The 24,695-nt window shown below is 60.5% G+C and carries 24 protein-coding genes; 13 read left to right on the top strand and 11 right to left on the bottom strand.

Annotated elements, in window-relative coordinates; genetic code table 11:
* The 4 genes from HWY05_RS36250 to HWY05_RS36235 all read right to left on the bottom strand — a co-directional run.
* The coding region (locus tag HWY05_RS36250; RefSeq protein ID WP_176061320.1) for an amino acid adenylation domain-containing protein at positions 1 to 2,627 on the bottom strand (2,627 nt) is incomplete at its 3' end.
* A gap of 589 nt (positions 2,628 to 3,216) precedes the next feature.
* Positions 3,217 to 3,735 (bottom strand): hypothetical protein, encoded by a 519-nt coding sequence (locus HWY05_RS36245; protein ID WP_035560646.1) that lies wholly within the window; start codon positions 3,733 to 3,735, stop codon positions 3,217 to 3,219.
* A 214-nt stretch (positions 3,736 to 3,949) separates the two neighbouring features.
* On the bottom strand, positions 3,950 to 4,429 hold the full coding sequence (locus HWY05_RS36240) for a nuclear transport factor 2 family protein (RefSeq protein ID WP_035560642.1): 480 nt from the start codon (positions 4,427 to 4,429) through the stop codon (positions 3,950 to 3,952).
* Positions 4,430 to 4,447: 18 nt separating this feature from the next.
* Entirely contained in the window at positions 4,448 to 5,149 is a 702-nt protein-coding gene (locus HWY05_RS36235) for a TetR/AcrR family transcriptional regulator (protein WP_176061319.1), read from the bottom strand.
* 108 nt (positions 5,150 to 5,257) lie between these two features.
* On the opposite strand from HWY05_RS36235, the gene HWY05_RS36230 reads away from it, so the two are divergent.
* Positions 5,258 to 5,920 carry a YceI family protein gene (locus HWY05_RS36230; protein ID WP_035560636.1) on the top strand — a complete coding sequence of 221 codons (663 nt, stop codon included), beginning with the start codon at positions 5,258 to 5,260 and terminating at the stop codon, positions 5,918 to 5,920.
* Positions 5,921 to 5,963: 43 nt separating this feature from the next.
* Here the strand turns inward: HWY05_RS36230 and tdh are convergent, their stop codons facing one another.
* Both tdh and HWY05_RS36220 read right to left on the bottom strand, forming a co-directional pair.
* Positions 5,964 to 6,995, bottom strand: coding sequence for an L-threonine 3-dehydrogenase (gene tdh, locus HWY05_RS36225; RefSeq protein ID WP_035560633.1), 1,032 nt, complete (start codon positions 6,993 to 6,995; stop codon positions 5,964 to 5,966).
* Between the two features lie 13 nt (positions 6,996 to 7,008).
* Entirely contained in the window at positions 7,009 to 8,208 is a 1,200-nt protein-coding gene (locus tag HWY05_RS36220) for a glycine C-acetyltransferase (protein ID WP_176061318.1), read from the bottom strand.
* Between the two features lie 149 nt (positions 8,209 to 8,357).
* Here HWY05_RS36220 and HWY05_RS36215 point away from each other — a divergent pair, with 149 nt between their 5' ends.
* The 3 genes from HWY05_RS36215 to HWY05_RS36205 all read left to right on the top strand — a co-directional run bounded on the left by HWY05_RS36215 (position 8,358) and on the right by HWY05_RS36205 (position 10,657).
* Positions 8,358 to 9,005: an XRE family transcriptional regulator gene (locus HWY05_RS36215; RefSeq protein ID WP_035560628.1), complete on the top strand. Its 648-nt coding sequence runs from the start codon at positions 8,358 to 8,360 to the stop codon at positions 9,003 to 9,005.
* Positions 9,006 to 9,113: 108 nt separating this feature from the next.
* A complete protein-coding gene (locus tag HWY05_RS36210; protein WP_035560623.1) occupies positions 9,114 to 9,512 on the top strand; it encodes a DUF2471 family protein in 399 nt (132 codons plus the stop codon).
* A gap of 62 nt (positions 9,513 to 9,574) precedes the next feature.
* Positions 9,575 to 10,657: a tyrosine-type recombinase/integrase gene (locus HWY05_RS36205; protein WP_035560620.1), complete on the top strand. Its 1,083-nt coding sequence runs from the start codon at positions 9,575 to 9,577 to the stop codon at positions 10,655 to 10,657.
* Between the two features lie 72 nt (positions 10,658 to 10,729).
* Here the strand turns inward: HWY05_RS36205 and HWY05_RS36200 are convergent, their stop codons facing one another.
* Complete coding sequence (locus HWY05_RS36200; RefSeq protein WP_176061317.1) at positions 10,730 to 11,935, bottom strand: DNA-binding protein; 1,206 nt, start codon at positions 11,933 to 11,935, stop codon at positions 10,730 to 10,732.
* A gap of 2,144 nt (positions 11,936 to 14,079) precedes the next feature.
* Here HWY05_RS36200 and HWY05_RS36195 point away from each other — a divergent pair.
* A complete protein-coding gene (locus HWY05_RS36195; protein WP_035560614.1) occupies positions 14,080 to 15,426 on the top strand; it encodes a replication initiation protein in 1,347 nt (448 codons plus the stop codon).
* A gap of 103 nt (positions 15,427 to 15,529) precedes the next feature.
* Here HWY05_RS36195 and HWY05_RS36190 read toward each other — a convergent pair whose 3' ends face one another.
* Both HWY05_RS36190 and parA read right to left on the bottom strand, forming a co-directional pair.
* On the bottom strand, positions 15,530 to 16,585 hold the full coding sequence (locus HWY05_RS36190) for a ParB/RepB/Spo0J family partition protein (protein WP_176061316.1): 1,056 nt from the start codon (positions 16,583 to 16,585) through the stop codon (positions 15,530 to 15,532).
* A 25-nt stretch (positions 16,586 to 16,610) separates the two neighbouring features.
* Positions 16,611 to 17,273 (bottom strand): ParA family partition ATPase, encoded by a 663-nt coding sequence (parA, locus tag HWY05_RS36185; RefSeq protein ID WP_012428795.1) that lies wholly within the window; start codon positions 17,271 to 17,273, stop codon positions 16,611 to 16,613.
* A gap of 223 nt (positions 17,274 to 17,496) precedes the next feature.
* Here parA and HWY05_RS36180 point away from each other — a divergent pair, with 223 nt between their 5' ends.
* The 4 genes from HWY05_RS36180 (at position 17,497) to HWY05_RS36165 (ending at position 21,159) form a co-directional block, all read left to right on the top strand.
* A complete protein-coding gene (locus HWY05_RS36180; RefSeq protein WP_176061315.1) occupies positions 17,497 to 17,718 on the top strand; it encodes a hypothetical protein in 222 nt (73 codons plus the stop codon).
* 794 nt (positions 17,719 to 18,512) lie between these two features.
* A complete protein-coding gene (gene arsC, locus HWY05_RS36175; RefSeq protein ID WP_176061323.1) occupies positions 18,513 to 18,872 on the top strand; it encodes an arsenate reductase (glutaredoxin) in 360 nt (119 codons plus the stop codon).
* A 488-nt stretch (positions 18,873 to 19,360) separates the two neighbouring features.
* On the top strand, positions 19,361 to 20,737 hold the full coding sequence (locus HWY05_RS36170; protein ID WP_176061322.1) for a gluconate:H+ symporter: 1,377 nt from the start codon (positions 19,361 to 19,363) through the stop codon (positions 20,735 to 20,737).
* Between the two features lie 131 nt (positions 20,738 to 20,868).
* Entirely contained in the window at positions 20,869 to 21,159 is a 291-nt protein-coding gene (locus HWY05_RS36165) for a DUF1272 domain-containing protein (RefSeq protein ID WP_035560599.1), read from the top strand.
* 72 nt (positions 21,160 to 21,231) lie between these two features.
* On the opposite strand, the gene HWY05_RS36160 is transcribed toward HWY05_RS36165, so the two are convergent.
* Complete coding sequence (locus HWY05_RS36160) at positions 21,232 to 21,435, bottom strand: zf-HC2 domain-containing protein (protein WP_035560596.1); 204 nt, start codon at positions 21,433 to 21,435, stop codon at positions 21,232 to 21,234.
* Complete coding sequence (locus tag HWY05_RS36155; protein WP_035560592.1) at positions 21,422 to 22,030, bottom strand: RNA polymerase factor sigma-70; 609 nt, start codon at positions 22,028 to 22,030, stop codon at positions 21,422 to 21,424. The genes HWY05_RS36160 and HWY05_RS36155 overlap by 14 nt, the downstream gene beginning before the upstream one ends.
* Before the next feature lie 449 nt (positions 22,031 to 22,479).
* Between HWY05_RS36155 and HWY05_RS38665 the strand changes: the two genes are divergently transcribed.
* The 4 genes from HWY05_RS38665 (at position 22,480) to HWY05_RS36140 (ending at position 24,600) form a co-directional block, all read left to right on the top strand.
* Entirely contained in the window at positions 22,480 to 22,611 is a 132-nt protein-coding gene (locus tag HWY05_RS38665) for a hypothetical protein (protein ID WP_257030615.1), read from the top strand.
* A gap of 494 nt (positions 22,612 to 23,105) precedes the next feature.
* Complete coding sequence (locus tag HWY05_RS36150) at positions 23,106 to 23,390, top strand: hypothetical protein (RefSeq protein WP_035560589.1); 285 nt, start codon at positions 23,106 to 23,108, stop codon at positions 23,388 to 23,390.
* A gap of 11 nt (positions 23,391 to 23,401) precedes the next feature.
* Positions 23,402 to 23,671, top strand: coding sequence for a DUF6723 family protein (locus HWY05_RS36145; RefSeq protein ID WP_035560586.1), 270 nt, complete (start codon positions 23,402 to 23,404; stop codon positions 23,669 to 23,671).
* A 377-nt stretch (positions 23,672 to 24,048) separates the two neighbouring features.
* A complete protein-coding gene (locus HWY05_RS36140) occupies positions 24,049 to 24,600 on the top strand; it encodes an NAD(P)H-dependent oxidoreductase (RefSeq protein WP_035560583.1) in 552 nt (183 codons plus the stop codon).
* Positions 24,601 to 24,695 lie beyond the last annotated feature (95 nt).

Here is a 24,695-nt window from a genome sequence, read left to right as displayed (position 1 = left end):
CGCACCTCGGGATGAGTCGCAAGCTGGACCTCGATCTCCCCGGGTTCGATCCGGAAACCCCGGATCTTCACCTGCTCGTCATTGCGCCCAAGGAACACCAGGTTGCCATCGGGCAGATAGCGGGCAAGATCGCCGGTGCGGTACATCCGGGCGTCGGACGCACCGGCGAACGGATCGCGCAGGAAGCGTTGCGCGGTTAATTCCGGCTGGTTCAGATAACCGCGCGCCACGCCCGCGCCACCGATGTATAGCTCGCCCACGGCCCCCAGCGGCACCGGTTCGAGCTGTGCATCCAGCAGATAGATGCGCGTGTTCGCGATCGGCTTGCCGATGGTCGGCACGGTGTCGCCGGGGCTGACGATACCCGATGTGGCGACCACGGTCGTTTCGGTGGGGCCGTAGTTGTTGACCAGTTCGACCGACTCGGACAGCGCGGCGGGACGCTGCGCAAGGCGGTCGCCACCGACCAGCAAGCGGCGCAGACTGCGAGGCAGGCCGGCGTCGATTGCGAGCAGTGCCAGCGGCGTAACGAGGAACGCGGTATCGACCGGTTGATCGCGCCACCAGTGGAGCATCGCTGCAGGATCGGTCAGACCCGGCGGCGGCAGCAGCAAGGTGGCGCCGCTGGCGAGAACAGGCCAGATCTCCCAGGCGGTGGCGTCGAAGGCCAGGCCCGCCGTGGCGGTGCTGGCGCATCCGGGCCGCAGACCGAAGCGCCCGATATGCCAGCAGACCAGATTGACGAGCTGCCGATGCTCGACCATGACTCCCTTCGGCAGACCGGTGGAACCCGAGGTATAGATCACGTAGGCGAGCCCGGTGGCTTCACGGCCATCCAACCTGAGCGGGGACTTCGACTGCTCAGCCCAGCAGGGCGTTTCGGCGTCGAGATTGATGAGCGGGAGCGTGCTGGGCAATAGGTCGCCGAAGGCGGAACATCCGGCCCGGTCGGCAATCAGCATTGCAGGCGCGGCGTCATGGACGATGTGGACGAGGCGCGATCCGGGAGAGACGGGATCCAGTGGGACGTACGCACCGCCGGCTTTGACAATGGCGAGCATCGCAACAACGAGCGCGGGCGTGCGCTGCGCGCAAAGGGCAACGCGGGTCTCGGGCGCGACGCCCAGGTCGAGCAGGTGACGGGCTAGCTGGTTGGCGTGTGCGTCGAGGGTGGCATAGCTGAGCGACTCGTTGCCGACTCTGATCGCAACGGCATCGGGATGACGGTCAGCCTGGCGCTGGACGAGTTGATGAATGCAAAGCTGGTCCGGATAGGGCCGCGATGTGGCATTCCAGGTGTCGAGCAGAAGACGCCTTTCATCGTGCCCGAGCAGACCGATGCGGCTGAGGGGTTGTTGCGGATCGGCGAGCACGCTCTCGATGAATTGCCGCAATCGTCGACCATGCGCCGCGACGCTGGCGTCGTCATACAGATTCGTATTGGCGTCGACATGCAACACGAAGCCGGGAGAGCCCGGCCGCCCCATTACCGTCACCGCGAAATCGTTGACGAGGCCGTTCGACAGCGCATGCAATGTGGCCGGATAGCCGTCGAAACGCCACGAATCGTCGAGCGGGACGATATTGATCCGAGGGCCGAAAATCGGCGCCGCGGCTGCGCCCAGCATGTGCCGGATGTCCTTGCCACGGAAATACTGGTGCTTCAGGTGTCTGAATATCTCGCTATCGACACGCTGGGTCAGCGTGGCCAGTGTGTCGTCAGTCGACATCGACACCTTCAGCGGCACCACGTTGGCGAACATGCCGGGCGTTGCGCGCGTGTCCTTCGCCCGCGCGGCAATCGGGAAGTCGAAAACACCGCTCCCAAGATTAGCCATTCGCAACATGTAGGCGGCCACGATCGCGGTGAATAACTGTGGCCATTTGCAGAACGGTGTTTCAGCGGCCGCCAGCGCCGCCGTCAAAGACTGCGACAACTCGATCGAACGTCGCCGGAACAGACCGCCCGTATCAGGCGGGCCGCCGGTCATCGTCGTTGCGCCGGCCAATTCAGCGACGTAATCACGCCAATAGCCGAGATCACTTGCGTAGCGGGCAGAGCGCCGGTACGCGGCATCGTTCTGCAGCAACACGTCGAGCGTCGCAAAGTTCGCCGCCACAATCGGACGCTCCCGCATTAACGCCGAATAGATCGCTCCGACCCGGTGGGTCGCAAGCGGAATGCTGGCGCCGTCGAATGCAATGTGGTGGTAGCGCTGATACCAGAGAAAATGCTGGCTATCCAGCTTGAACAGGGCGTACTTGAAGAGTGGTCCTTCGGCGAGGTCGAAAACAGTCGAGGCGTCGACCCGCATTGCGTGAAGCGCCGCCTGGAACGGAGCGGCGTCGCCGGACAGATCGACACAATCGAATGACAACAGGGGCGGCCCGATGAGTTTCCGCATCGGGCCGCCAGCCGTATCGACGAAACGTAGGTGCAGCGCTTCGGCTTCAGAAAGGAATTGCTGTAAAGCCTGCCCGAAGACAACGGTATCGACCGGCCCATGAATCTCCAGATAAAAACAAACGTCGAATCGAGGGTTTTCCGGAGCGAGTTGTTGCGCAAACCACATCTCAAGTTGGGGTGCGGTCAATGCTTGCAATTCGGTGTGACTGGATCTGTTCACAACAGCGATTTCCTTCTGGAAAGGGGATGGCTACTGAAACAACGACGCGTTATCGACCGATGCCGGCTTTCCGGAAATAGCCCGCAAGTTCACGAGGTCCGTGACGATTAATGCGTGCGTTTGCCGCTCCACGCCTCGAGCGTTACTCCTCTTTGAATTCGCACCGCCATGTGCCGGCCGAAAGCGCTGCGGCACAATGTTTCAAATGCGATTTTTTATCGATTTGAATACCAGGATTTAACGAGTACGCCGCATCCCCTCCTGCGAGTCCATTCACATCGACGGAAGGAAAGGCTTGAACGGCTTCACGACGAGATGGCGCGCGATGTCGAGCACTGCGTTCAATACGGCCGCACACCCACTATGTCGATAGCCCAGACTGGAGATATCCGGCCACTCTGTACGAGGTCTTGAGTGTCGTGGATTGAGAGGGCGACCGTAACTCCCCAGATTGGGAGGCGAATCGAAGCGGCTTGCGGCAATGACAGGACGAAGGCGTCAGTCGATCTGACGCGTTCCGCTGCATGGGACGGAGATGATGTTGCCGGTCAGTCAGGCATTGCGCCGGACGAATCCAGCGGCGGATCAATCAGAACTTAACCTTCACCTGAAACCCGATCGTAAACGGCAGGTGATCCGACGGGATCGGCGGAATCACGATGAAGTTCGCGCCCACGCGTTTGTACTCGACCATCACGATCGGCGCGAGCACCGGCCCGATCGTATGGTCGCGACCCAGCCCCCAGTTGCCGTAGTTATAGCCGGAGATGATCCCGCCCATTGCCGCGAGCCGCACGATGCCCCAGTGCGCGAACTCCGGCGCCCAGACACCGCCGCCATAGTAGGAAGGCCGGCGCAACGAGTTGCGAAAGCCGCCCGCCGTCAGCGCCCATTGATTGTTCAACCAGCATTCGACGCCAAGGCCTGGGTTGAATTGCTCGAAGTGAGTGCCGGGATCGGGATCGATGTGATACGAGCCGAGCATCGCGTCGACCCATACGCCGCCGTCGCACCAGCTTCCCGCATGCGCCGCGGAGGCCGCGGCCAGACTCGCGACGAGTGCAACCGCGGTATGTCGGATGGTCTTTCTGATCTGCCGAAAATACATGTCTTCTCCGCCACCGGTCGAGCGCCGGCGTCATCTATGTTCTGGATAGTCGTGCTTGCCGCCCGTCGCGCACTGTACCTCAACCCGCACGGGCGATGTGGAGGACACGCTCGGACGCGCGGGCACAAGTCGTGCCCCGCAACCTGGAAGCAGAACAATAACGGAGAACCGATGGCAGAGCCGTGAAGACGAGGCGGCTTTTTCGAAGAAGCGCTTAAAGACCGAGGTCGGACAAACTCGCATGGTCGTCCGGACGACGCCCGAGCGGCCAGTGATACAACCGGTCGGCTTCGCGGATCGGCATGTCGTTGATGCTCGCGTGACGGCGCGCCATCAAGCCATGCTCGTCAAACTCCCAATTCTCATTGCCGTAGGAGCGGAACCAGTTGTTCGAATCGTCATGCCATTCGTAGGCAAAGCGGACGGCGATACGGTTATCGGTAAATGCCCAGAGTTCCTTGATCAGACGGTAGTCGAGTTCCTTCGCCCATTTGCGACGCAACAAGCCGACAATCTCCGCGCGGCCGTTCGTAAACTCGGCGCGGTTGCGCCAGATGCTATCGGCGGTGTACGCGAGCGACACGCGTTCCGGGTCGCGGGTGTTCCAGCCGTCTTCAGCGGCACGCACTTTCTGGATCGCGGTTTCGCGTGTGAACGGTGGCAGCGGCGGACGGGTTTCGGTTGGATCGGCCATGATGTTTCCTCACTTCAGTCAGGTTGCGGTGCGCCGGGATGGCGGTCGTTTGTTCGGTTTGTTCGGTTTGCTCTTGCTCGAAGACGCGTCGGCCTCGCTGGCGGACTCCGCTTCTAATACGGTGTGCGCCACGGCCTGTGCGTCGAGTGCCGCATCGGACTCGCCGCTCACCAGTGCCACGGCAATCGCGCCATCGAGCAGCACCAGCCACTGACGCGACAGGCGCGCGGCACGGCGGCCCTCCATGCCCGACTCCGCCGCGAACTCGTCGCACTGCGTTCGCACGAAAGCGAGCAGGCGTTCCTTATGTTCACGCGCGACGATCCGGATCGGATCGTCCGCCGAGGCAATTTCGCCGGCCGCGTTCAGGAACGCGCAGCCATGAAAATCCGCCGACTCAAACCATTCGCGCAACACTTCGAACATGCCGAGCAGACGTTTTCGAGCCGTCTTGCCGCGTTGCTGCGTGCCGGCGATAAACCAGTTCATCCAGCGTTCATCACGCCGTTCGAGTGCGGCCGCCACCAACGCATCCTTCGATTCGAAGTGTGTGTAGAAACTTTTGCGTGCGGTGCCGGACTGCTTGACGATCGCGTCCACACCGGTGGCATGGATGCCGCCGGCGTAGATCAACGCCTCGGCCGCTTCGAGCAGCCGCTCGCGCGCGCTGCCGGGCATCGGCGATTCTGATTCTGATTCTGTTTGAGTGTCGTTAGCCATGCGCGAAGAGTAGAACGATCATTCTCCTTCGTCAAGTGTTGATGTGTTTTGCGGATGAAGGACGCGACCTGCTATCTTGCTCATGATCGGTCAACCGGAACGAACGACATGAGCTCATCAACTGCCCGCGCCGGCCTTGCGCGCGCCTTAATGCGAGGCTTGCTCAGCGCAACGCTGCTAGGCGCGGCGGCCTGCACGCCGATTCAGGTACTCACGCATTCGGTCAGCCAGAACGAGGCCCGCGTGCCGGTCGGTCGTTACGAGGTCGACCCGAACCACACCAGCGTGACTTTCGACATCGATCATTTCAAGTACACGCGCTTTCAGATCCGCTTCGATCGCAAGAAGGGGCAACTCGACTGGAACGAAGGTGGTCTGGATAAGAGCACGGCGTCGATCACAATCGACGCCGCGAGCATCGATACGAACGTGCCACTGCTGGACAAGATGGTGAAAAGCGCCAGCCTGCTCGACGTGGAGCGCTACCCCGAGATTCGCTTCGTGAGCACGCGTTTTGAGCGCACGGGTGAATCGCGCGGCACATTGACCGGTGATCTGACGATTCACGGCGTGACGCAACCGGTCACGCTCGACGTCACGTTCAACGGCTTCGCCCCCGATCCGCTGACGAAACAGGACACGCTGGGTTTTTCAGCGGAGGGGCATTTCAGCCGCGCGAAATTCGGTTTGGCGACGTGGTATCCGGCCGTCGGCGACGACATTCATGTGCGCATTCAGGCGGAGTTCGTGAAAACGCCCGCAGGCGGGTGAGCGCGCTGCGGGCGTTTTAGTGTTGCGTTGCTGTTGCGTTAGTTCAAGCAGCCGTCCAATCGAGAATCACCTTGCCGCTCTCGCCTGAAAGCATCGTGGCAAACGCTTCCTGATAGTCGTCCACTTTGAAATGGTGCGTCAGGATCGGCGACAGATCCAACCCGCTCTGCAACATCGCGACCATCTTGTACCAGGTCTCGAACATCTCGCGGCCATAAATGCCCTTGATTTCGAGGCCCTTGAAGATCACCTGCGTCCAGTCGATCGCGGTCTGCGCCGGCGGAATGCCGAGCAACGCAATCTTGCCGCCATGGTTCATCGCTTCGAGCATGCTGGTGAACGCGCTCGGCACGCCGGACATTTCGAGGCCGACGTCGAAACCTTCGGCCATGTGCAGATCCGCCATCACATCGCGCAGCGATTCGCGCGAGACATTCACCGCGCGCGTTGCGCCCATCTTGCGCGCGAGTTCGAGCCGGTAATCGTTGACGTCGGTAATCACCACATTACGCGCGCCGACGTGTTTCGCGATCGCCACCGCCATGATACCGATCGGTCCCGCGCCGGTGATCAGCACGTCTTCACCGACCAGATTGAACGATAGCGCCGTATGCGTGGCGTTGCCGAACGGATCGAAAATCGCGGCGAGGTCGTCGGAAATCTCCGGCGGAATCTTGAATGCGTTGAAGGCCGGAATCACCAGAAACTCGGCGAACGCGCCTTCGCGATTCACGCCGACGCCCACCGTATTGCGGCACAGATGCCGGCGACCGGCGCGGCAGTTGCGACAAAAACCGCACGTGATATGCCCTTCGCCCGACACGCGATCGCCGATCGCAAAGCCGCGCACTTCCTGGCCCATCTCGACGATTTCGCCGACGTATTCGTGACCGACATGCATCGGCACGGGAATCGTTTTTTGCGCCCAGTCGTCCCACTTCCAGATATGAATGTCGGTGCCGCAAATCGCGGTGCGCGTGATGCGGATCATCACGTCGTTGTGGCCGACTTCAGGTTTCGCGACGTCCGTGAGCGTGAGGCCCGGTGCGCGTTCGAGTTTTGCCAATGCTTTCATGTACGCCTCCCGATCAGATCACGCCAAGTTCACGGCCAACGCGCGCGAACGCATCTACGGCGCGATCGATCTGCTCCGTGGTGTGCGCGGCGCTCATCTGCGTGCGAATGCGAGCGCGCCCCTTCGGCACCACCGGGAACGAAAAGCCGATCACGTAGACGCCTTCTTTCAACAACGCATCCGCCATCTTCGACGCGAGTTGCGCGTCGCCGAGCATGACCGGAATGATGGGATGTTCGCCGGGCACGAGCGTGAAACCAAGCGCGCTCATCTTGCCGCGGAAGTGCGCGCCGTTTTCGCGCACGCGTGCGCGCAGTTGCGCGCCTTCGTCGCTCGCGAGCAGTTCGAGCACTTTCAGCGACGCGGCGGCAATGCTTGGCGTCAACGTGTTCGAGAACAGATAGGGACGCGAACGCTGGCGCAACAACTCGATGATTTCCTTGCGCGCCGCGACGTAGCCACCCGATGCACCACCCAGCGCTTTACCCAACGTCCCCGTGATGATGTCGACGCGCGACAGCACCCCGCAATGCTCCGGCGTGCCGCGACCGTGTTCGCCGACGAAACCCACCGCGTGCGAATCGTCGACCATGACCAATGCGCCGTAACGATCGGCGAGGTCGCAGATGCCGGCGAGGTCGGCGATGATGCCGTCCATCGAGAACACGCCGTCGGTCGCGATCAGTTTGAAGCGCGCGCCGGCGGCGTCGGCTTCTTTCAGCCGCGCTTCGAGATCGGCGAGGTCGTTGTTCTTGTAGCGAAAGCGCTTCGCTTTCGAAAGCCGCACGCCGTCGATAATGCTCGCGTGATTCAATTCGTCGCTAATGATCGCGTCGTTGTCGTCGAGCAGCGTTTCGAACAGGCCGCCATTTGCGTCGAAACAACTGGAGTAGAGAATACAGTCGTCGGTTTGCAGGAACACGGCAAGCGCCGACTCGAGTTCCTTATGCACGCTTTGCGTGCCGCAAATGAAACGCACCGACGCCATGCCGAAACCATCGTGATCCAGGCCTTGCTTGGCGGCTTCGATCAGACGCGCGTCGTCCGCCAGTCCCAGATAGTTGTTCGCGCAGAAATTCAACACGTCCGCGCCGTTGGCGAGACGAATGTCGGCTGACTGCGGGCTGGCGATCACGCGTTCGTTCTTGTAAAAGCCGTCGGCGCGGATCTGCTCCAGAGTGCCGCGCAGATGGGCGAGATATTGGTCACGCATGAACCAGACTCCTGAAATGGGTGAGAGCGCCCGTGTCAGCGTGTTCGGCATGTGCGACCACGAGGCGGCCTGTTATAGTCGGCTGTCAGTTTTAGCGGATATTTTCGTTTTTCCGAACTAAAATCCGATATATCGAACAACTCTAAACGATGGGTCAGGAAATGGCAAGTTCGGGTATTCGTCGCGCCGCGGCCGCTGCAGCGCCTGCTGCGAGCGCTGCGGGCGCGGGTCCGGTGGCCGCGATTGCGGCGCCGCCGCGTGTCGGCGAACACATTCAGCGTCTGCGCGCCGAACGGCGCATGACGCTCGACGATCTGTCGCGCGCGGCCGGCGTGTCGAAGTCCATGCTATCTGAGATCGAGCGCGACAAGGCGAATCCGACTATCGCGGTCGCCTGGCGGCTGACCAATGCGCTCGGTGTCAGTCTCGATTCGCTATTCGCGCCGCAAAAGGCGCCGGAGGCGATCGCCGTCTCCGGTCCCCACGACATTCCCACGCTGAGCGGGCACGAAGCCAAGTATCAGCTGCGGGTGTGGGGGCCGATCGAGCTGGCCGGCAAGTTCGAGTGGTACGAGTTGACGCTGCAAGCGGGCGGGGCGTTGGTGTCGAACGCGCACGAACCCGGCACGCGCGAACACCTGACCGTGCTGCATGGATCGATTGAAATAGAGGCCGCCGGTACGACGAAACGGCTCAAGACCGCGGACACCGCGCGTTATGTCGCCGACGAACCGCACGCCATCCGCAACGCCGGTAAGGGCGAGGCGAAAGCCTTGTTGGTGGTGATTCACGGCTGACGCGCCCGCTCACCGTTAGGCGCGTGTGACGGGACGGGCCGTTCGTCGGATGAGGTTGCGCCAAACACTGTATGTTTGTACAGTATTGGCTATCGACTGGAGCCGACAATGAACGACCTGACAACCGACCATGCCGACCACGCTCTGGCCGCGCTGCGCTATCAAACCGCGGCGCGCGATCTCGAACGCATCGTGCGCAATATCGCCGCGCGCTACATCGTGCAAGAGGTGCCGCTCACGTGGCGGCTGCTGCATGCCGTCGAGGCAGAGGCGCTGGCCGACCTCGGGTTCGCCAGCCGACACGACGCAATCATGCTCGGGCTGTTTCAGCGCCCGTCCGATCTGCCTTATCCCGAGACTGACGAAGGCGTGGACTTCGGTACGTCCACCGCATTGCCCGCGGTGTTCGCGTTCGCCGTCTGCGCCTATGAGGAAGCAGCACGCCGCGTTGCGCAACCGGTTGCGCAAGATGCTCCGCTGAAGCGCGCGCGAGCTTGGGGCGACTGACTCAGGGCTGATTTTTCGCCGGTTGCCACCTACAATATGTGCAACTAACGGAAGGATAGCTCATGTCACCTCCTCATCTGTCCGACCCGGTGCCACGGCCCGCGCCCTCGTCCGATTTATTCGACCAGCAGCGCGAAGATTGGCGCCGCGATCCGCAAATCGCATTCGACGCATGGCTCGCCAATCAACATTTCCGGCGCTCGTCCGCTGAAGTTTACCAGGCGCAATGGGGACTCTTTCTCGAATGGCTGGCCGCACGCCAGAAGAGTCTCGTTACAGTCGATACGCACACCATCGCTGAATTTGTTGGTGGCCTTGAGATTCGAAAACCCCAACGTATCCGGTATTTACGCTTGATCGAACGGGTGCTGGATCATGTACGCGAAATCGAATCCGCGTCGACCAACCCCGCTCGCTTCATCGCTCAGGATGGCGAAGCGGCCTGGCGAAACGCGCGCGACAATGAACCCACCGGGTTTCTCAACCACGCTGAACGTACCGCGCTGATTGCGCATCTGTTTTCGCCGTTACCGGATTTGTCCGCGGCGCAGCGCTGGCGAGAGCGGCGCGATCGCGCATTGATTGCCGTGTTTCTCGGCGGTGGATTGAAGACTGGCGAAGCAGGTGCACTTTCGGTTAGTTGCGTGAATGTCGGTTCGCCCTGGGTCACGATCGAGTCCGCGAATCCCATGTTGATGCGGCGCACGCGGCTTGCGCCCTTCGCCACAGCCATCCTCGACGCGTGGCTCGCCGAGCGACGTCTGTCGGAATTGGCCGGCAACCTGGTTTTTCCCGCGTCGCCTTCCGGACGGCCGATGCACAAGGCCACCATGCTGCGCGCGGTCGACGCGTTGATCGACGCAGCGGGCATCGCGGCGTCGCGTGCTTCACGGGCCAGTCCGCAAACCTTGCGGAACACTTTTGCTGCGGATCTGTTTGAGAGCGGCGTGGAGGCAGAACTGGTCGGCCAATGGCTCGGCTTCGTGCAAGCCGTGTCGGCGAACCGGTTGTATCGGGCATGGCAAACGTGGGCGGATCAGCAGGATTCAGTTGCAGTCGATGAACCGGATCCAGTGGCGCACCCCTTGCCTGAACCTAGGCGTGACGGGCGTTTAACGAGGAGAAGGGGAGGAAACGAGCCCTGAAAATCCTCACCTCTCGGGTCCCGAATTTCCTCACCTTTCACCGTTTATCCGTTATTGCAGGACGTTGGGCTCTCACGCCGAGGCGGTGATCGGGTCATCCGACAAAAACCGGCTAACCGCCTCCAGCCTTGATTCGCCGAGGCCGGACGAGTGATCGCATTCCGGACATTGCAGTTCGAAGCGGTGATCGACCTGCGACAGCTCCGGCTCACCGTCCTCACATTTTGGGCATCGTAACGGCAGTGCGACGTGACCGTCCGCTGCAGTTCCGATCGTCCGCAACTCTTCGCTGCTAAGCCGCCCGGCCTCGACCAACGAACAAAGCAGACCGGCGATTGCCGGATCGATCCCTTGCTGACCGCGCAGCACGGCGACTTCTTTTGTCAACGCATCGACGTCATCGGATTGCTCGCGCAGTTGCGCGTCGAGCCGATCGCCGCGCGCCTTGGCTGCGGCGATTTGCTGAATAAACTCGAATTCCTTGCGACTGGCGTCGCGTACGCCGGACTGATAGGTCGCTGCCATGGTGCGAAGGGAGTCCAGCTCAACCAGCATGGGCTTCACGCGTCGCTCGGCTTCGGCGATAGCGTCTTTGATCTGTTGCGCATAGTGCTCGGTGCTTTGCCGTAATTCGACGTGCAAGGCGTCGATCCGGTCGCGAAGCGTCGCGTTGGTCGCAAATTCATTGTCGAGTCGCTGACGAAGCGTCCCGTTTTCCTGTTCGAGCCGTCGAGCCGTCGCCTGCAGGCCTTCCTGGTGAGCATTGCCGTGCGTAGTCGCACTGGATAGCTGGGTTTCGAGTTCGCGAACCTTTTCCCATGCTGCTTCGGCTCGTAATTCGCTGCGCTTGATCGCGTCTTCGGAGGCATCCAACCGAATCTCGGCGTCTCGAGCACGCTGCTCGGCATCCGCGATCTGGGTGCGAATTTCGGCGCGTTCGTCATCTAGCGCAGTTCTGGCGTGAACGACCGCTTCCTCAAAAAGAGCGCCTAGCAGTTCACCGGCGCGATCTTCCAACGCTTTCGGGATGGCGCCGGCGCCAACTTTGACACGCGACACGTTTCGGATGCGTTCCCAGAAGTGGTCGATGTCTTTCGGGATATCGCTGGCGCTGCCGGTTTGCGTCAGGTCGCGAACAGCGGCCATGGACGGACGGATTCCCAGATCAAAAAACAATCGCTTGCAGGCGTGGAGCGAAAGCTCTTGCCGGCGAGCGCCGCTGGTTCGCATGGAGTCAAGCTCGTCGCGAATGGTTTGCCGTACCTGATCCAGATTCATGTATACCTCGATGCCGCTCGAATTGCATGAATCATAACAATTTACGTAACGTTTGCTACGAATTTGTGGCTGTTGAGCTGACTTTACCGAATTGGTGTGGTTTACCGCCTGAGGTACGTCACTGAAACATCATGCAAGCAGTTTTTCCGTGAAACAAAACGAAGAATAGCCAACAAGTCTTTGTAAAGAAAGAAGTTTTGCGGGTTTCTCAGCGATCGCGCACTGTTTCACGACCGTGTGATGACGGCGAAGCGGTTGGGAGACTTTGTCCGAAGGACGCACGGGGGAAGATTCTAGAGAGTAATAAAAGTAAACACCTTTGAACCCATGTTAAAAACGTTAACGCCACAGCAAACCTATACCTGGTAAGGGTTTCAGAGCACGAAGGTGAAGCTTTGCGGGAGAGGTGGTGAGATCTTGCGGGAGGGTTGAGTGATGGAGTTCGGGGGCCTTGGTGAGCAGGTCCGGGATAGAACGTGAGCGGGTTCGGGAGACACCCCAAAAGCTGGGTTTGGTCAAAGGTGAGGTTTTGCGGGACCTGCTCGTCTCGGATCGCCCGGCAGCGCTCGATCGTGCCCTCGAAGGCCGGACAGCCTAAAGGTGAGGGCTTTCAGGACCACCTTGCCGGCCGATTTTTGGCGGTATTCAGGGGGCGTAAACCCCTTTGGTGAGTTAAGACGGGAGGAAACGCGAACCGAAGGTGAGATTTTACGGGGCCGAGGTGCCATTTTTGCCAAATTTTTGTGCATTGCGAGGCTTAAGGTGAGGGTTTGCAGGAGCCCGGCGGTTGTTGTGGCTGTTTTCCGGCGGCAAGCTCGACTAGGTGATCGGAGCCGAGTGCTGCAAAGGTGAGGAAATTCGGGAGGTTCGAATCGGGACGATTGGCAAGACTTCAAATTCCCCGGTTTTTTGCCAAAGGTGAGGTTTTTCGGGAGTGTTTTGAGCCGTTCTGGATCGCTGAGGTGAGGAAATACAGGATCAAAACGGCCGGAATGGCTCGGAAATGCCCTACACGCGTAGAGAAATTGCGCTGGGTATTTCGTGTGCTGAATTTTAAAGGTGAGGATTTTCGGGACCTTTGTGGCGGGGATTCGAAGTGCGTGGTTTCGCTGCAAAAGGCGGTTGAGGTGAGGTTTTACGGGAGTTCACGAGGAAGAACCTTGTCGAGGCGATTTCCTAACGTATTGAATTTATGGATTATTTCTAGAATATTTTGCAAAGGTGAGGTTTTTCGGGAGGCTTTTTTTGAGGCGCATTTGGCTGCCGTGAAGGCTCAAAGGTGAGGGTTTTCAGGAGAGTTTTCTCGCGATTCTTACGCTCGGCCACGCTGGAGGCCGCGCCGTTCCGAGTGTTGCGACGTGGTTAAGGTGAGACTTTTCGGGGGCAGCTTTTGGTTCGGCGCTGGCGCAAGAGTGAGAGATGGCGCTGGCGGCCGCTTTTGACGACCGCTGCGCAGCGGTGTCTTCGGTCGACGTCGCGTGATAAAAAACGTCCGCTTTGCTGCGGTGGCGTATTGGCCCACGGGCTAATTGCACTCCGATGATCACCGGTGGCGCCGTCGCTGACTCAATTTGAGCGTGCTGTGCGGTTACCGGTGAGCGGTTGCCCGCGGCGCGTGGACTGTGGTGGGTGCTGAGGGCTCTGGAGCGCGTGATTGCGGGTTCGCAGCCGGTTTCGACTCACGGATAACCTTGCTGTCGGTGCATTCGGGGTGTCCTTCGCATTGATCGCGGTGTCGGATCCCCCCATTGATGTGGTTTTGGGGTAGGCGGTCACCCCTCCCCTGCCGAAGCGGCTGGTCTCTCCGGGGGACTGTGCTTTCGCCAAGTGGATCGCCATCGGTGCGCCTGGTTCGGTCAGCCGTGCGAGCAGTCAAAATTCCGGAAATTTTTTAAGGTGAGGAGATTCGGGATCGAGTCACCACTGTTCTCGCCGGTGAGGGAAAAGGTCTGAATTTGCCAGGACCGCGACCTGCAAGGAGAGCCCCAACCTGGCGCCGGACGGCTGAGGTGAGGGTTTTCGGGAGACGCTCGAGGTGAGTCGTGCGCCGTAAACTCACTTCACCCCGAACGGTGAGACGCACGCTATAGACGCGTATCACCGCAGTCGGTATGCTCTCGCCAAATCCCTCCTCGACCTGACGCATGGCCACGAAGCGCGCGAAGAAGACCGATGTAGTCAGCCCGAGCTCGGCCGAATTGCGCAAAGCCGTCGAGGCGATCGCGATTCAGCCCAAAAGCGGCAAAATCACCCTCCTGACCCGCAAGCTGTTCAACGTGCTGCTCGCCGTCGCTCAGCAAGCGGACGAGTCGGGCGACACGTATCGGGCCTTGCTGTCCGACATCGTCGCCAATTCGGCATTCGATTCCAACGACACGGCACTCGTCAAAGAGCATCTGCGGCGCATGGTGTCGGTGCAGGTTGAGTGGAGCACTGGCACCTCCAGCCAGAAGCCGGGGCGCAAGTGGGGTATCTCCACGCTGATCGCCGACGCGGAAATTCTCGAAGATCCCACCACACGCCGCGTTTGGGTTGAGTTTTCGTTCGCGCCGAAGATCAAGAAAAAGCTGCTGGATCCAGTTCAGTACGCCCGGCTGAGCCTGCAGTTCCAGAGCCAGTTGCGCAGTAGCGCGGGCTTGGCGCTCTATGAAATTTGCGTGCGCTATCTGACCAACCCGAGTCATCTGACCATGCGCGAGACTTGGGAATGGTGGCGCCCTATCCTCTCCGGTACGCCGGATACGGAAGCGGGTGATGAGGCGAAGCGCGAGTACAAGTATTTCAAGCGCGATTACCTGCGCCCGGCGATCGCCGAGGTCAACGCCGTCACGAACATCTTCGTCGAATTGATCGAACACCGGGAAGGACGGCGCGTTGCCGAAATCCAGTTCCGCGTGACTGAACGCAAGCAGCCCATGCTTGCGCTCGACGAACATCCGAACGTGTTCGACAGCACCTTGGTCGACCGGATGGTGAAGATCGGCATTCCGCTGAAAGAAGCGCAGACGTTGTATGCCGACAGCGAGGAAAACCGGATTCGCGCCGCGTTGCAAATGACGGAGCAACGCATGCGCAGCACGTCGTTGCCGGCCGTGCGCAGTGCGCCGGCGCTGTTCAAAGACGCGTTGAAGAAGGGTTATGCGCCGCCGGTCGAAGCGCTGCCTTCCGGTTCCGGTGGCAAGGCGGCAGTGGCACCGGCCGACGATCTCAAGGCCCGTCTGCTCGGCGAATATTCGGCGCATCGTCGCAAGGAAGCGTACGAGTTGTACAACGAGCAAGGTGAGTCGGAACGGGATATCGCGCGGCAGTCGTTTGAAGAAGACGAATTGCCGGGCCTGGGCACTCACATGCGCGACGACTGGCGTCGTCGCGGGCTGGATTCGAAGATTGTCGAGACGGCATTCTTCGATTGGCTGGCTCGCAAGACCTGGGGTGAGCCGACCGATGGTGACCTGCTTGCCTTCACGCTGAGCCAATCGCGCGCGGCGTAATCATTTAGGGGGACGGCGGCTGGATCTGATTGCCGCCCGTCGACCAGAATTGGCGCCTTAGCGCTGACTCTGGTCGTCTTCCCCGCAGTGACTTCCCGATCCGTTACTTCAACATCTTCTCAATCTGCCGAAGGATGTCGTCACGTTTTTCACGCGTGAGCCCTTTCAGGCGCAGTTCGATTCGATCATCCCCGTACGATTTGAGATCGCCGACCGAGACACCTTCGAGTTTGATCTCGAGGCGCTGCGCGTAGCGCTGCCGGCCAGCCGGCTTGGTGCTTTCCTGCGCGCTTGCCCGACCTTTGACGATATCCGCAACTTGCCGCGTGCTCAGATCGTCGGAGAGGATTTTGTTGATCAGGCGCAGCGTCGCATCGGCGCCGCGGGCCGTATGGTATCGGCCGACCTGATACGCCATGTTCGAGCCGAAGCGGTCCGGGCGCGCGACCATCTCATGCATGACGACCTCCGGCAACTTGGCGACCGACAGGGCGACCGCGACGGTCGATTCGTCCAGACCAAGATGTTCGGCAAGCTCCTTCTGGCTTTGAAAATGCCGGTCGTCGAGAAAGCGTTTCCAGACAACGGCGTTGTCGAACACCGTTTGTGAATCGCGTTGGACGTTGAGGTCGTAGCCGAGCTTGTAGCTCTGGATACCGATCGGCAGATCGATGACGATCGCCTTCACCGATTCCTTGTTCGCTTCTTTCAGCGCACGTACGCGCCGGCCACCGTCACTGACGAAGTAGGTTCCGGGATTGTCGTAATCGGGAATGACGTGGATCGCTTGCTGCTGTCCCTGCTTCGCCAGATTCACGGCGAGCTCGGCAATCGACGACTTCAGATAGAAGTGCCGCGGATTGAACGGGCTCGGTTTGATCGTCTTGAGCGCGAGCTCGATCACCTGGCCCGGCCGATAACCATGCTCGAGCCGCCACGCGCGGTAGGCCGCCGATTCATCGGCGGAGTCGACCGTGTCGGCTTCCACGACGCTTTGCGGCATGACGGATGACATCGGACGGCTCGGTACTTCACTGCCCTTCGGGCCGTTCTTGACCAGACCGTCGATGGCATTCAGACGATCGAGCGCGGTTCGCTTCTCGCTGCTGGTCGTATCAGGACGTGCTTGAAAGCCTTTGGCGAATTGGGAGGGTTTCATTCAGGGTCCTTTATGCGCATAAATTTCACGGGAGCAGGGCGGCGATCTCGTTGGCGCACGCCCGTACTTCGATGGCGGCAAGCTTGGCGCCGCGATCGTTCATCTGAAGGACTGTCTGTCCCAATGCCATGGCCTGCTTGTAGGCTTCGCGCGTCGGGATCTGGGTCTTCAACAGCGGGAATCCGAGTTCTTCCAGCGCGCGCTTCAGTTCGCGCGTGAGCATCCGTTTCTCTTCGGTCTTATTGAGCAGAAAGACGGCGCGCAGGTCTTCGTTCATGACTTGAGCCTGCTGAACGAGTTTCACCAAGCCGATGCTCGACCAGTAGTCCGCTGGCGATGACGAGGTGGGAATCACCGCGACACTCGCTGCCAATAGCACGACGCCGGACACTTTCTCTGTGATGGAGGGCGGGCAGTCGACCACGATGATGTCGTAGTCAGAGACGAACTTCTTGATCTCGCGATGGATCTGGCTGCCGGCTTCGGATAGGTTGACGACCGGGAATGGGATGCCGGTGTCGCCGTCCGATGATGCGCTGGCCCAGTGGATGAGGGTGTTTTGACCATCTGCGTCTACGACGAGGACGCGTTTGCCTTTCTCATGAAACGCAGCGCCGAGGTGCATCGCGATTGTGCTCTTCCCGACCCCACCCTTCTGCTGAGTTACCGCGATGATTTCTGCTGCCAATCTTCACCTCCTCTTTTTAGACGCAAATGGATTTTACCTGGATGAATTCGTAATTCAATCGTTTTTGGTAAAACAATAGACGCGTTAGCCATTCGGGATAGGTTTATGCGCATAAAGCGACGTGTGGCCGACGAGAGCGCAATCGCGAGGCTGTGATCGGCGGTCCCGGGTGTGGTTAGCGATGCGGTGAAGAGGTACGACTGGATGCAAGTCTGCGCTGTCGATGCATGTGACGCTGACGGAGTCGGAGTCGGAGTCGGAGTCGGAGTCGGAGTCGGAGTCGGAGTCGGAGTCGGAGTCGGAGTCGGAGTCGGAGTCGGAGTCGGAGTCGGAGTCGGAGTCGGAGTCGGAGTCGGAGTCGGAGTCGCTGGCGTTGGCGTTGGCGTTGGCGCCGACCCTCGCCTGGAGCTTTCAGCTCCGCCGCTTAGATGAACGAGGGCGCTAGCGCGATCGAATATCAGGGGGGCGCGGCATTGTCATGCGCGACAGTGGCATCAGCGGGGAAGGCAAAGCTGGCAGACGCCCGGTCACGCGCTTTATGCGCATAAAGTCCCCCGCGACTTGACGCAGTTCGCAACGGGCGTGGGAGCATTCGGCATCGCGAGACGCCACCGTATGGTGAAGGCGGGGATGTGTGTGGGACCTATCCGAGCGTGCGACACGTGACACAAGTTCGTGTCGGTTCGAAGCCACGGCCGACCATCTTCGGGTGGCTTTATGCGCATAAACCGAAAACGGTGCCGTCGGAGCGAATCGACGATATGTGCCCGACCTTCCTCCTCCCCTCTCGTTGCGAGCACCCGCGCATGAGGAAATACTGCAGCCCGCGCCTACTTTTGCAGACGGGCTGGCTAAGCACAAGCCGACCGAATTGGCAGCGTCGATCAGAATTCGCTGCGTGGCCGGACGCCTGCTTAGCGTCACGTCGATCATCAAACGCAGCTTGTCTTTATATCCCTCGCTGGGACACGGAGCATCGTGCGGAAGAAAATCGGCTAATAAATTGTGGAAGAAACACAAGAAAAACTAGCTCGCGTCGTCGAGCCCAGAATCCGCCTAACCGCCAAACGCGACCCATCCCTTGTCTGGTGTGAACCGCCTGCGCCGACGCCGAAAAAGAAACTACCGACGCAAACCGCCGCCCCACCCACCGACGCGCGAACACCCATCAACCCGCTAAAATTCACCACAAAAAAGCGCCATGCCAGCAGAACACCAACCGCAACAAACTACCCAACCATGATCACCATCTACCACAATCCCCGTTGCTCAAAATCGCGTACTGCGTGCGAGTTGCTCACCAGTACCTACAACGTCGCAAACGAACCGACGGAAATTGTCGAGTATCTGAAGCAACCGCTCACCGTCGCTCAACTCAAGCAGTTGAACGCCCAGCTAGGCTGCCCGGTTCGCGAGATGATTCGAGACACGGAAGCCGAATATAAAGAACTCCAACTCTCCGACGTCGCGCTAAATGACAACGAGTTATACGAAGCAATGGCCAAGCATCCCATCCTGCTGCAACGGCCGATTGTCGTGCGAGATGGCCGCGCGGTGATCGGCCGTCCGCCAGAAAACGTCGCGGCGCTCTTCGCCTGATCGACCACGAAAGTGCATCACCTAACCTGCGCAGCTGCCACGCCAGCAAAGCACGTCGTTCAAGCGGCGTGTCCTGGCCAAAACTTCAGTCGTCGTCACCAACGCCGCATCCATCGTCACGATCTTCGCGAAGATCGCCGATACGAAATTCTTTGACGTGAGGCGCATCGGCGGCGAAAACGGATTGGGACGCAGCGTCCAACAAAGCGTCCACATCGCCAAGCAACGCACGCCAAACGACCCACCGCTGCCTCACACAAAAACCGCTCACAAAAATAACGATCACAAACCAAACCCATCGACGCCGGCAATAACTTGTCCGCTACCCCGTCCAATCCGACAAATTCAAATAAAAAAATCACGGCGGCGCGCAAAGCCCACACCCCTCTCACCAATCTGTCGCCCTCACAACGACGAGCCGTCGCGCCCCGCTACAATCCGTCATCCGCGGGCGGCCGTGGATGCGTCAATCGATTAAAAGGGACACCGTGCATCTGACGACAACACTCGCGCCGTGGTCATCCCACGACACCCAACTGATTCTGTCGTGCGTGCTCGGGCTCGCACTCATCATCATTTTCATCAGCGTGCTGAAGCTTGCGCCGTTCCTGTCGATTCTGGTCGGCACGTTCGCCGCCGGTTTTGCCGCGGGACTGCCGCTCGAGGCCGTCGCCAGTGCTTTCAGCAAAGGCGCGGGTGCGTTGCTCGGCGACGTCGGCATCATCATCGCGCTGGGGGCCATGCTCGGTGCGCTGATGGCCGAATCGGGCGCGGCCGACCGGCTCGTCTCGACCATCCTCAAACATTCGACGCCGCGCACGCTGCCATGGATGATGGCGCTCGTCGCGCTGATCATCGGCTTGCCGCTCTTCTTCGAAGTCGGCCTCGTGATGATGGTGCCGATCATCTTCGTGATGGCGCGCCGCTCGCAACAACCCATCTTGCGTATCGCGATTCCTGCGCTGGCCGGCATGACCACGCTGCACGCATTGCTGCCGCCGCACCCGGGTCCGTTGATCGCGGTCAGCGCGCTGCATGCCGATCTCGGTCTGACGCTCGGCCTCGGCCTGATCGTCGCGATTCCGGCAGTGATTCTCGCGGGTCCGCTTTACGGTATCTGGCTGTCGAAGCGGATGCATGTCGCCGAGCCCGAAGAAATGGGCAAGCTGTTCACCGCGCAACAAGACACCGCTGAGCCGCCGGGTTTTGCGATCTCGCTGATCACGATTCTGTTGCCCGTCGTATTGATGTTGGGACGCACGGTCGCGAAGCTGCTGCTTCACCCTGAAACCTTCCTGTTCGACGCGCTGAATTTCCTGGGCGAGCCGTTGATCGCGCTCGGCCTCACCGTGCTGTTCGCGGTGGTCGCATTGGGCTGGTCGCGTGGCATGGCGCGCGATCGCGTCGGCGGCATTCTGCGCAAAAGCTTGCCGCCGATCGCCGCGCTGCTGCTGACCATTGGCGCGGGCGGTGGACTCAAGCAGGCGCTCGTCGTCGCCGGCATCAGCACGACGATCGGCAAGATCGCGGTCGGCGCGCACATGCCGCTGATTCTGCTGGCGTGGCTCATCGCGGTGGCGCTGCGCCAGGCGACGGGTTCGGCAACCGTCGCCACCACGACGACTGCGGGGATCGTCGCACCGGTCGTCGCGGGTCTCAGCGCGACGCACAATTCGCTGATGGCGCTCGCGATCGGCGCAGGCTCAGTGTTCTTCTGCCACGTGAACGACGCCGGCTTCTGGATGGTGCGCGAGTATTTTGGCTTGCAATTGAAGCAGACGGTGCTCGTCTGGTCGGTCCTGCAAACGATCGTCTCCGTGGTCGGCCTTGCGCTCACGCTCGTGCTGTCGGGCGTCCTGACGTGACGCTGCACTAGGCGCCGCCGGATTGGCAGGAATTGCGACTGCGCTGTCAATTTCTGCGTGAGAAGGCCGCTTACACTGCGTGGTCAGGCGAGGTGCGGCGCACCTCGCTCCCCTCTCGACGCGGAGCCACCATGCTTGAATTGAGACCTTCCTGCGAAGGATGCGGCAAGTCACTGCCGCCGAACGCGCCCGACGCGATGATCTGCACTTACGAATGCACGTTCTGCGAGGTTTGCGCGCTCAGCACGCTGCGTAACGTGTGTCCGAATTGCGGCGGCAATTTCCAGCATCGGCCGATACGCACGCGTGCGCAGCTCCAGAAACATCCTGCGCGTATCGAACCGTTTCCCATCTCGATCGACGAGGCGGCGCACGCAGGTTATTTCGAGCGTTATCGGAACACACCGCCGACCGAGCGGTGAATGGTGAATGCGATGCCAATGCATGCCGGCATCGCGTTCGCCCGCTGCGCCGCCACTGCCCTACACCGCGCGTCAGTCGTCCCCGCTCGTCGCGCCCGGCGTTGCGATCCCGCTCATCGACCGCGCGGCCACGCGCAGCAAACGGATCTGCTTGCGGTAGTTGCGGCAGCCGCTGCAGGTCGGCAGATGCAGCCGGATGGCGACCCATTCCCCCGTTGTCAAACGGCGATCCAGCGCATCCGACAACAAGCGCGTGATGTTTTTACATTTCCCCATTCGCATCCTCGCTGGATAGGCCTTTTTCGCTCAGGCAAGTGCGCAGGCGCAAGCGCGCGCGGTAAATCAGCACGCTGCAATGATTGGCGGTCATGTTCAGTTCGGTGCAAATCGCGTCGGTCTCGAGATCGAGAAATTCGCGCATCATGAACACGCGCCCGATCTGTTCCGGCAGGTGGTCCAGACACATTTCGAACAGCGTCCAGAACTGCTGCTGACGCAGCGCGGTTTCCGGCGTCGGCCATGGACGCGGTTTGGTTTCGCGCGACCAGTGGCCGTTGTCCTTGAACAGTTCGCGATCGAGCAACGCTTCGCCGTCGAGTTCGGATTCCAGCGCGGACAGGTTGATCGTCCGTTGCCGGGCGCGCAGCGTGTCGATGAGCTTGTGCCGCAGGATGCCGAACACCCACGTCTTGTGCTCCGACTGCGCCGCGAAGCGATCCGCTTGCGTCCACGCCGCGGCGAGGGCTTCCTGGACGGCATCTTCGGCGGCGGCCGCGTCGCGCAGTTGCAAACGGGCGAAGCGCACCAGGTCGCGCCGCAATTGCGTCAGATAAACGGGATCGTCGAGCGCCGGCCCGTTTACTTGCGCCATGGCATGCTCCGTCGCCCTGCTCGCGTTCGCCGCGCGCTTTCTCTTGCGTCGTTGTGGTTCATAGAGGGGGGTGTTTTGCGCAATAGGGGGATTCGAGCGCCATTGTGCTCTAAGCCCCAGCGCAATCGAATCGGTATTGAACATATGCCCCGCCGACGCACGATAAACAGATGACGTTAGTCGAGCCACGGCAGGGGGTTATGACAGAAAAAACATTATTGCGAAAATTGAAATCAATCTCATGGGCGAGCGTTGCCGTCGCCCGCGCTACAGCCCAGAGCCAAGTGCTCATCATCGCAATCAACCCACCACGCATGCCAATTCTGATTGTTTCATTTTGCGAAAAGATGTCTTTGCGACTTTGATATTTTTAGGCGGACACTGAATCGCTATCCTCCAGTCCATCGATCGCCCTGATCGCGAACTAAACGCTGAAGAGGAGTAGCACCATGAAACGCATTCTGTCCGCCCTGATCGCTTCCGTCGCCCTGTTTGCGGCCGCTTCCGGCGCTGCGCACGCAGCCGCACCGGCGCAATGCAACGGCCCGGCATCGTATTGCAACGTGTTTTTCGGCAACTAAGCCGAGCAGCGAACGGGCTCGCCGCTGGACGCTTCATTTGTCCAGCGCCGGTCTGTCAGCAGGGAAGCTTTTCGAAGCAAAAGGGTGCCGTTATCGGCGCCCTTTTTTCGTTTGAGCGGGAGGTGATCGGAGGACATCAGCGCGTCAAACTGAGCGGTACACAATACGCGGGACTCCAAAGCAACACTCGCGCCTGGCCGGGAAATGCGTCCAATGCTCGCTCTACTGACGTGTTACAGTGGGTCAACAGCTTGCAGTTCTCCTGCGCGCTCGCGCAGTCCCCGACGCAAACGCTTCGCATCACCGCGCCCTGCTCCGAACAGGGTCCCGTTCCTCCTACTCTGCTTTGCGATGTCGTCAGCCGACCGGTTTGAAAGCGGCCGTTGCTCACGCGCATCGTCGATCATTACCGTGTTTTCGTGAGACGTCTTCTGCCGGCCGCGCGACTCGCCGCAACGTAGCGTTCACGAAAGCCCTCACTGGAGACGACCATCATGAGCAACACGATTCGACACTATCGAGGACTCGAGATCTATCCGTTGGTTTATCCGCACCAGCCGAGAGATCGCGACGGCGCCCGTCACTACGACGCGGGCTTCGACGCCGCAGTGCGCATTTGCCGGCGCGGCAGCGATCACATCGTCACCGGCAGCCGCCTATTTGTGGTGCCGAGCGCATCGCCGTTCGACGCCGCCGGCGTCGCGCGCATTGCGTCGACCAGCTACGCCGAACAGGTGATCGACGGCATGGTAGCCGGTCAGTCGATCGCCGGGCTTTGACGCGCGCAACGATGGCAAGTCACGTTTCCAAACGCTCGCAGGGCGAGCAGGCTCCGGCTCTCGTCGGCCGTGATAATTATCAGGTGTCGGCGTCGTCGCGGCGTACGTCGAGCGGCACCGTGCCGACGCTGAAAGTCATCCGTCTGAGCGACGATCGGGTGATCTACCCGTTTCAGGGGCACGCCGACATGCCCTTTTTCGACGAAGCCGACGACGCGCAATCGTATGCCGAGCGATACGGCTGGCAATTGGTGGATGGGGATATCGCCGTACCTGAGTAAGCCGTTCAACGAGCGGACGGGAAGTCGGCACGCAAGATTTGCGGACATCGGTCATTTGTACTCGCGCCGCCTTGCCTTCCTGACGTCTGCCCATGGGATTGCTGCGATTTGCCTCAAATCTTCCTAGGCCGAAAGCATGCTTGATTGACAAGGCAAAAGTACCAGTTATCCACAAGGTTATTCAGTGAATCTGTGGATAACTTTTCCCGGCGATAAAGTTATCCACCGGTTGCCGCGCCTCCCGGTCGCCCACGCGACCGGCGACAAGTCGCCAGCGGTCATCGCCGCACCCGCCGCGGCTTTTGCCTATGATGAACATGCATGAACGTGCGTTACCCGCTTGCGCGTCCCGCGCATCCCATTCGAGGAAACGAACCATGGCATATCACATCGCAGTCGTCGTCGGCAGCTTGCGTCGCGAGTCGTTCAACCGCCATCTGGCGCAAGCCGTGATTTCGCTTGCGCCTTCCGACTTCACGTTCGAGTTCATCGACATCGGCTCGCTGCCGCTCTACAGCCAGGACTACGACGCCGACTATCCCGAAGCCGGCAAGCAGTTGAAGCAGCGTATCGAGGCGGCCGACGGCCTGCTGTTCGTCACCCCCGAATACAACCGCTCGATTCCTGGCGTGCTGAAGAACGCGCTCGACTGGGGTTCGCGCCCGTGGGGCACGAATTCGTGGGGCAACAAACCCGGTGCGGTGATTGGCACGTCGGTCGGGGCGACCGGCGCGGCGTTGGCGCAGCAGCATTTGCGTAACGTGCTGGCTTATCTCGATGTCGCCACGCTGGCGCAACCCGAAGTGTTTATCAAACACGACCTGTCGGTGATCAACGAAAAAGGCGAGATTGTGAGCGACGGCACGCGCAAGTTTCTGCAGACGTTCGTCGACCGTTACGTCGCGTGGGTTAAGCGCCAGACGGCCTGACGGCTCATCAAAATTTCGCTGCCGCAGGACGATAGGCCTCGCTAGAGAAAAGTGAAGGCCTATATCGCCGGGACTGCACCGCAAGACCGAGCGGG

The sequence above is a fragment of the Paraburkholderia sp. BCC1876 genome (assembly GCF_902833695.1).
In the GTDB taxonomy this organism is placed as follows: domain Bacteria; phylum Pseudomonadota; class Gammaproteobacteria; order Burkholderiales; family Burkholderiaceae; genus Paraburkholderia.
The sequence above is the reverse complement of the archived record's forward strand: the minus strand, read 5'-3'. Positions and strand labels throughout refer to the sequence as shown.

What these genes read in the sequence shown, in the direction of transcription:
- tdh (WP_035560633.1), bottom strand. Translation starts at nt 6,995, where the DNA reads ATGAAAGCATTGGCAAAACTCGAACGCGCACCGGGCCTCACGCTCACG.
- HWY05_RS36190 (WP_176061316.1), bottom strand. Translation starts at nt 16,585, where the DNA reads ATGAAACCCTCCCAATTCGCCAAAGGCTTTCAAGCACGTCCTGATACG.
- HWY05_RS36150 (WP_035560589.1), top strand. Translation starts at nt 23,106, where the DNA reads ATGAGCAACACGATTCGACACTATCGAGGACTCGAGATCTATCCGTTG.
- HWY05_RS36195 (WP_035560614.1), top strand. Translation starts at nt 14,080, where the DNA reads ATGGCCACGAAGCGCGCGAAGAAGACCGATGTAGTCAGCCCGAGCTCG.
- HWY05_RS36215 (WP_035560628.1), top strand. Translation starts at nt 8,358, where the DNA reads ATGGGTCAGGAAATGGCAAGTTCGGGTATTCGTCGCGCCGCGGCCGCT.
- HWY05_RS36180 (WP_176061315.1), top strand. Translation starts at nt 17,497, where the DNA reads ATGCATGTGACGCTGACGGAGTCGGAGTCGGAGTCGGAGTCGGAGTCG.
- HWY05_RS36235 (WP_176061319.1), bottom strand. Translation starts at nt 5,149, where the DNA reads ATGGCTAACGACACTCAAACAGAATCAGAATCAGAATCGCCGATGCCC.
- HWY05_RS38665 (WP_257030615.1), top strand. Translation starts at nt 22,480, where the DNA reads ATGAAACGCATTCTGTCCGCCCTGATCGCTTCCGTCGCCCTGTTTGCG.
- HWY05_RS36140 (WP_035560583.1), top strand. Translation starts at nt 24,049, where the DNA reads ATGGCATATCACATCGCAGTCGTCGTCGGCAGCTTGCGTCGCGAGTCG.
- HWY05_RS36160 (WP_035560596.1), bottom strand. Translation starts at nt 21,435, where the DNA reads ATGGGGAAATGTAAAAACATCACGCGCTTGTTGTCGGATGCGCTGGAT.
- HWY05_RS36205 (WP_035560620.1), top strand. Translation starts at nt 9,575, where the DNA reads ATGTCACCTCCTCATCTGTCCGACCCGGTGCCACGGCCCGCGCCCTCG.
- HWY05_RS36245 (WP_035560646.1), bottom strand. Translation starts at nt 3,735, where the DNA reads ATGTATTTTCGGCAGATCAGAAAGACCATCCGACATACCGCGGTTGCA.
- HWY05_RS36230 (WP_035560636.1), top strand. Translation starts at nt 5,258, where the DNA reads ATGAGCTCATCAACTGCCCGCGCCGGCCTTGCGCGCGCCTTAATGCGA.
- HWY05_RS36200 (WP_176061317.1), bottom strand. Translation starts at nt 11,935, where the DNA reads ATGAATCTGGATCAGGTACGGCAAACCATTCGCGACGAGCTTGACTCC.
- HWY05_RS36210 (WP_035560623.1), top strand. Translation starts at nt 9,114, where the DNA reads ATGAACGACCTGACAACCGACCATGCCGACCACGCTCTGGCCGCGCTG.
- HWY05_RS36220 (WP_176061318.1), bottom strand. Translation starts at nt 8,208, where the DNA reads ATGCGTGACCAATATCTCGCCCATCTGCGCGGCACTCTGGAGCAGATC.
- arsC (WP_176061323.1), top strand. Translation starts at nt 18,513, where the DNA reads ATGATCACCATCTACCACAATCCCCGTTGCTCAAAATCGCGTACTGCG.
- HWY05_RS36155 (WP_035560592.1), bottom strand. Translation starts at nt 22,030, where the DNA reads ATGGCGCAAGTAAACGGGCCGGCGCTCGACGATCCCGTTTATCTGACG.
- HWY05_RS36145 (WP_035560586.1), top strand. Translation starts at nt 23,402, where the DNA reads ATGGCAAGTCACGTTTCCAAACGCTCGCAGGGCGAGCAGGCTCCGGCT.
- HWY05_RS36240 (WP_035560642.1), bottom strand. Translation starts at nt 4,429, where the DNA reads ATGGCCGATCCAACCGAAACCCGTCCGCCGCTGCCACCGTTCACACGC.
- HWY05_RS36165 (WP_035560599.1), top strand. Translation starts at nt 20,869, where the DNA reads ATGCTTGAATTGAGACCTTCCTGCGAAGGATGCGGCAAGTCACTGCCG.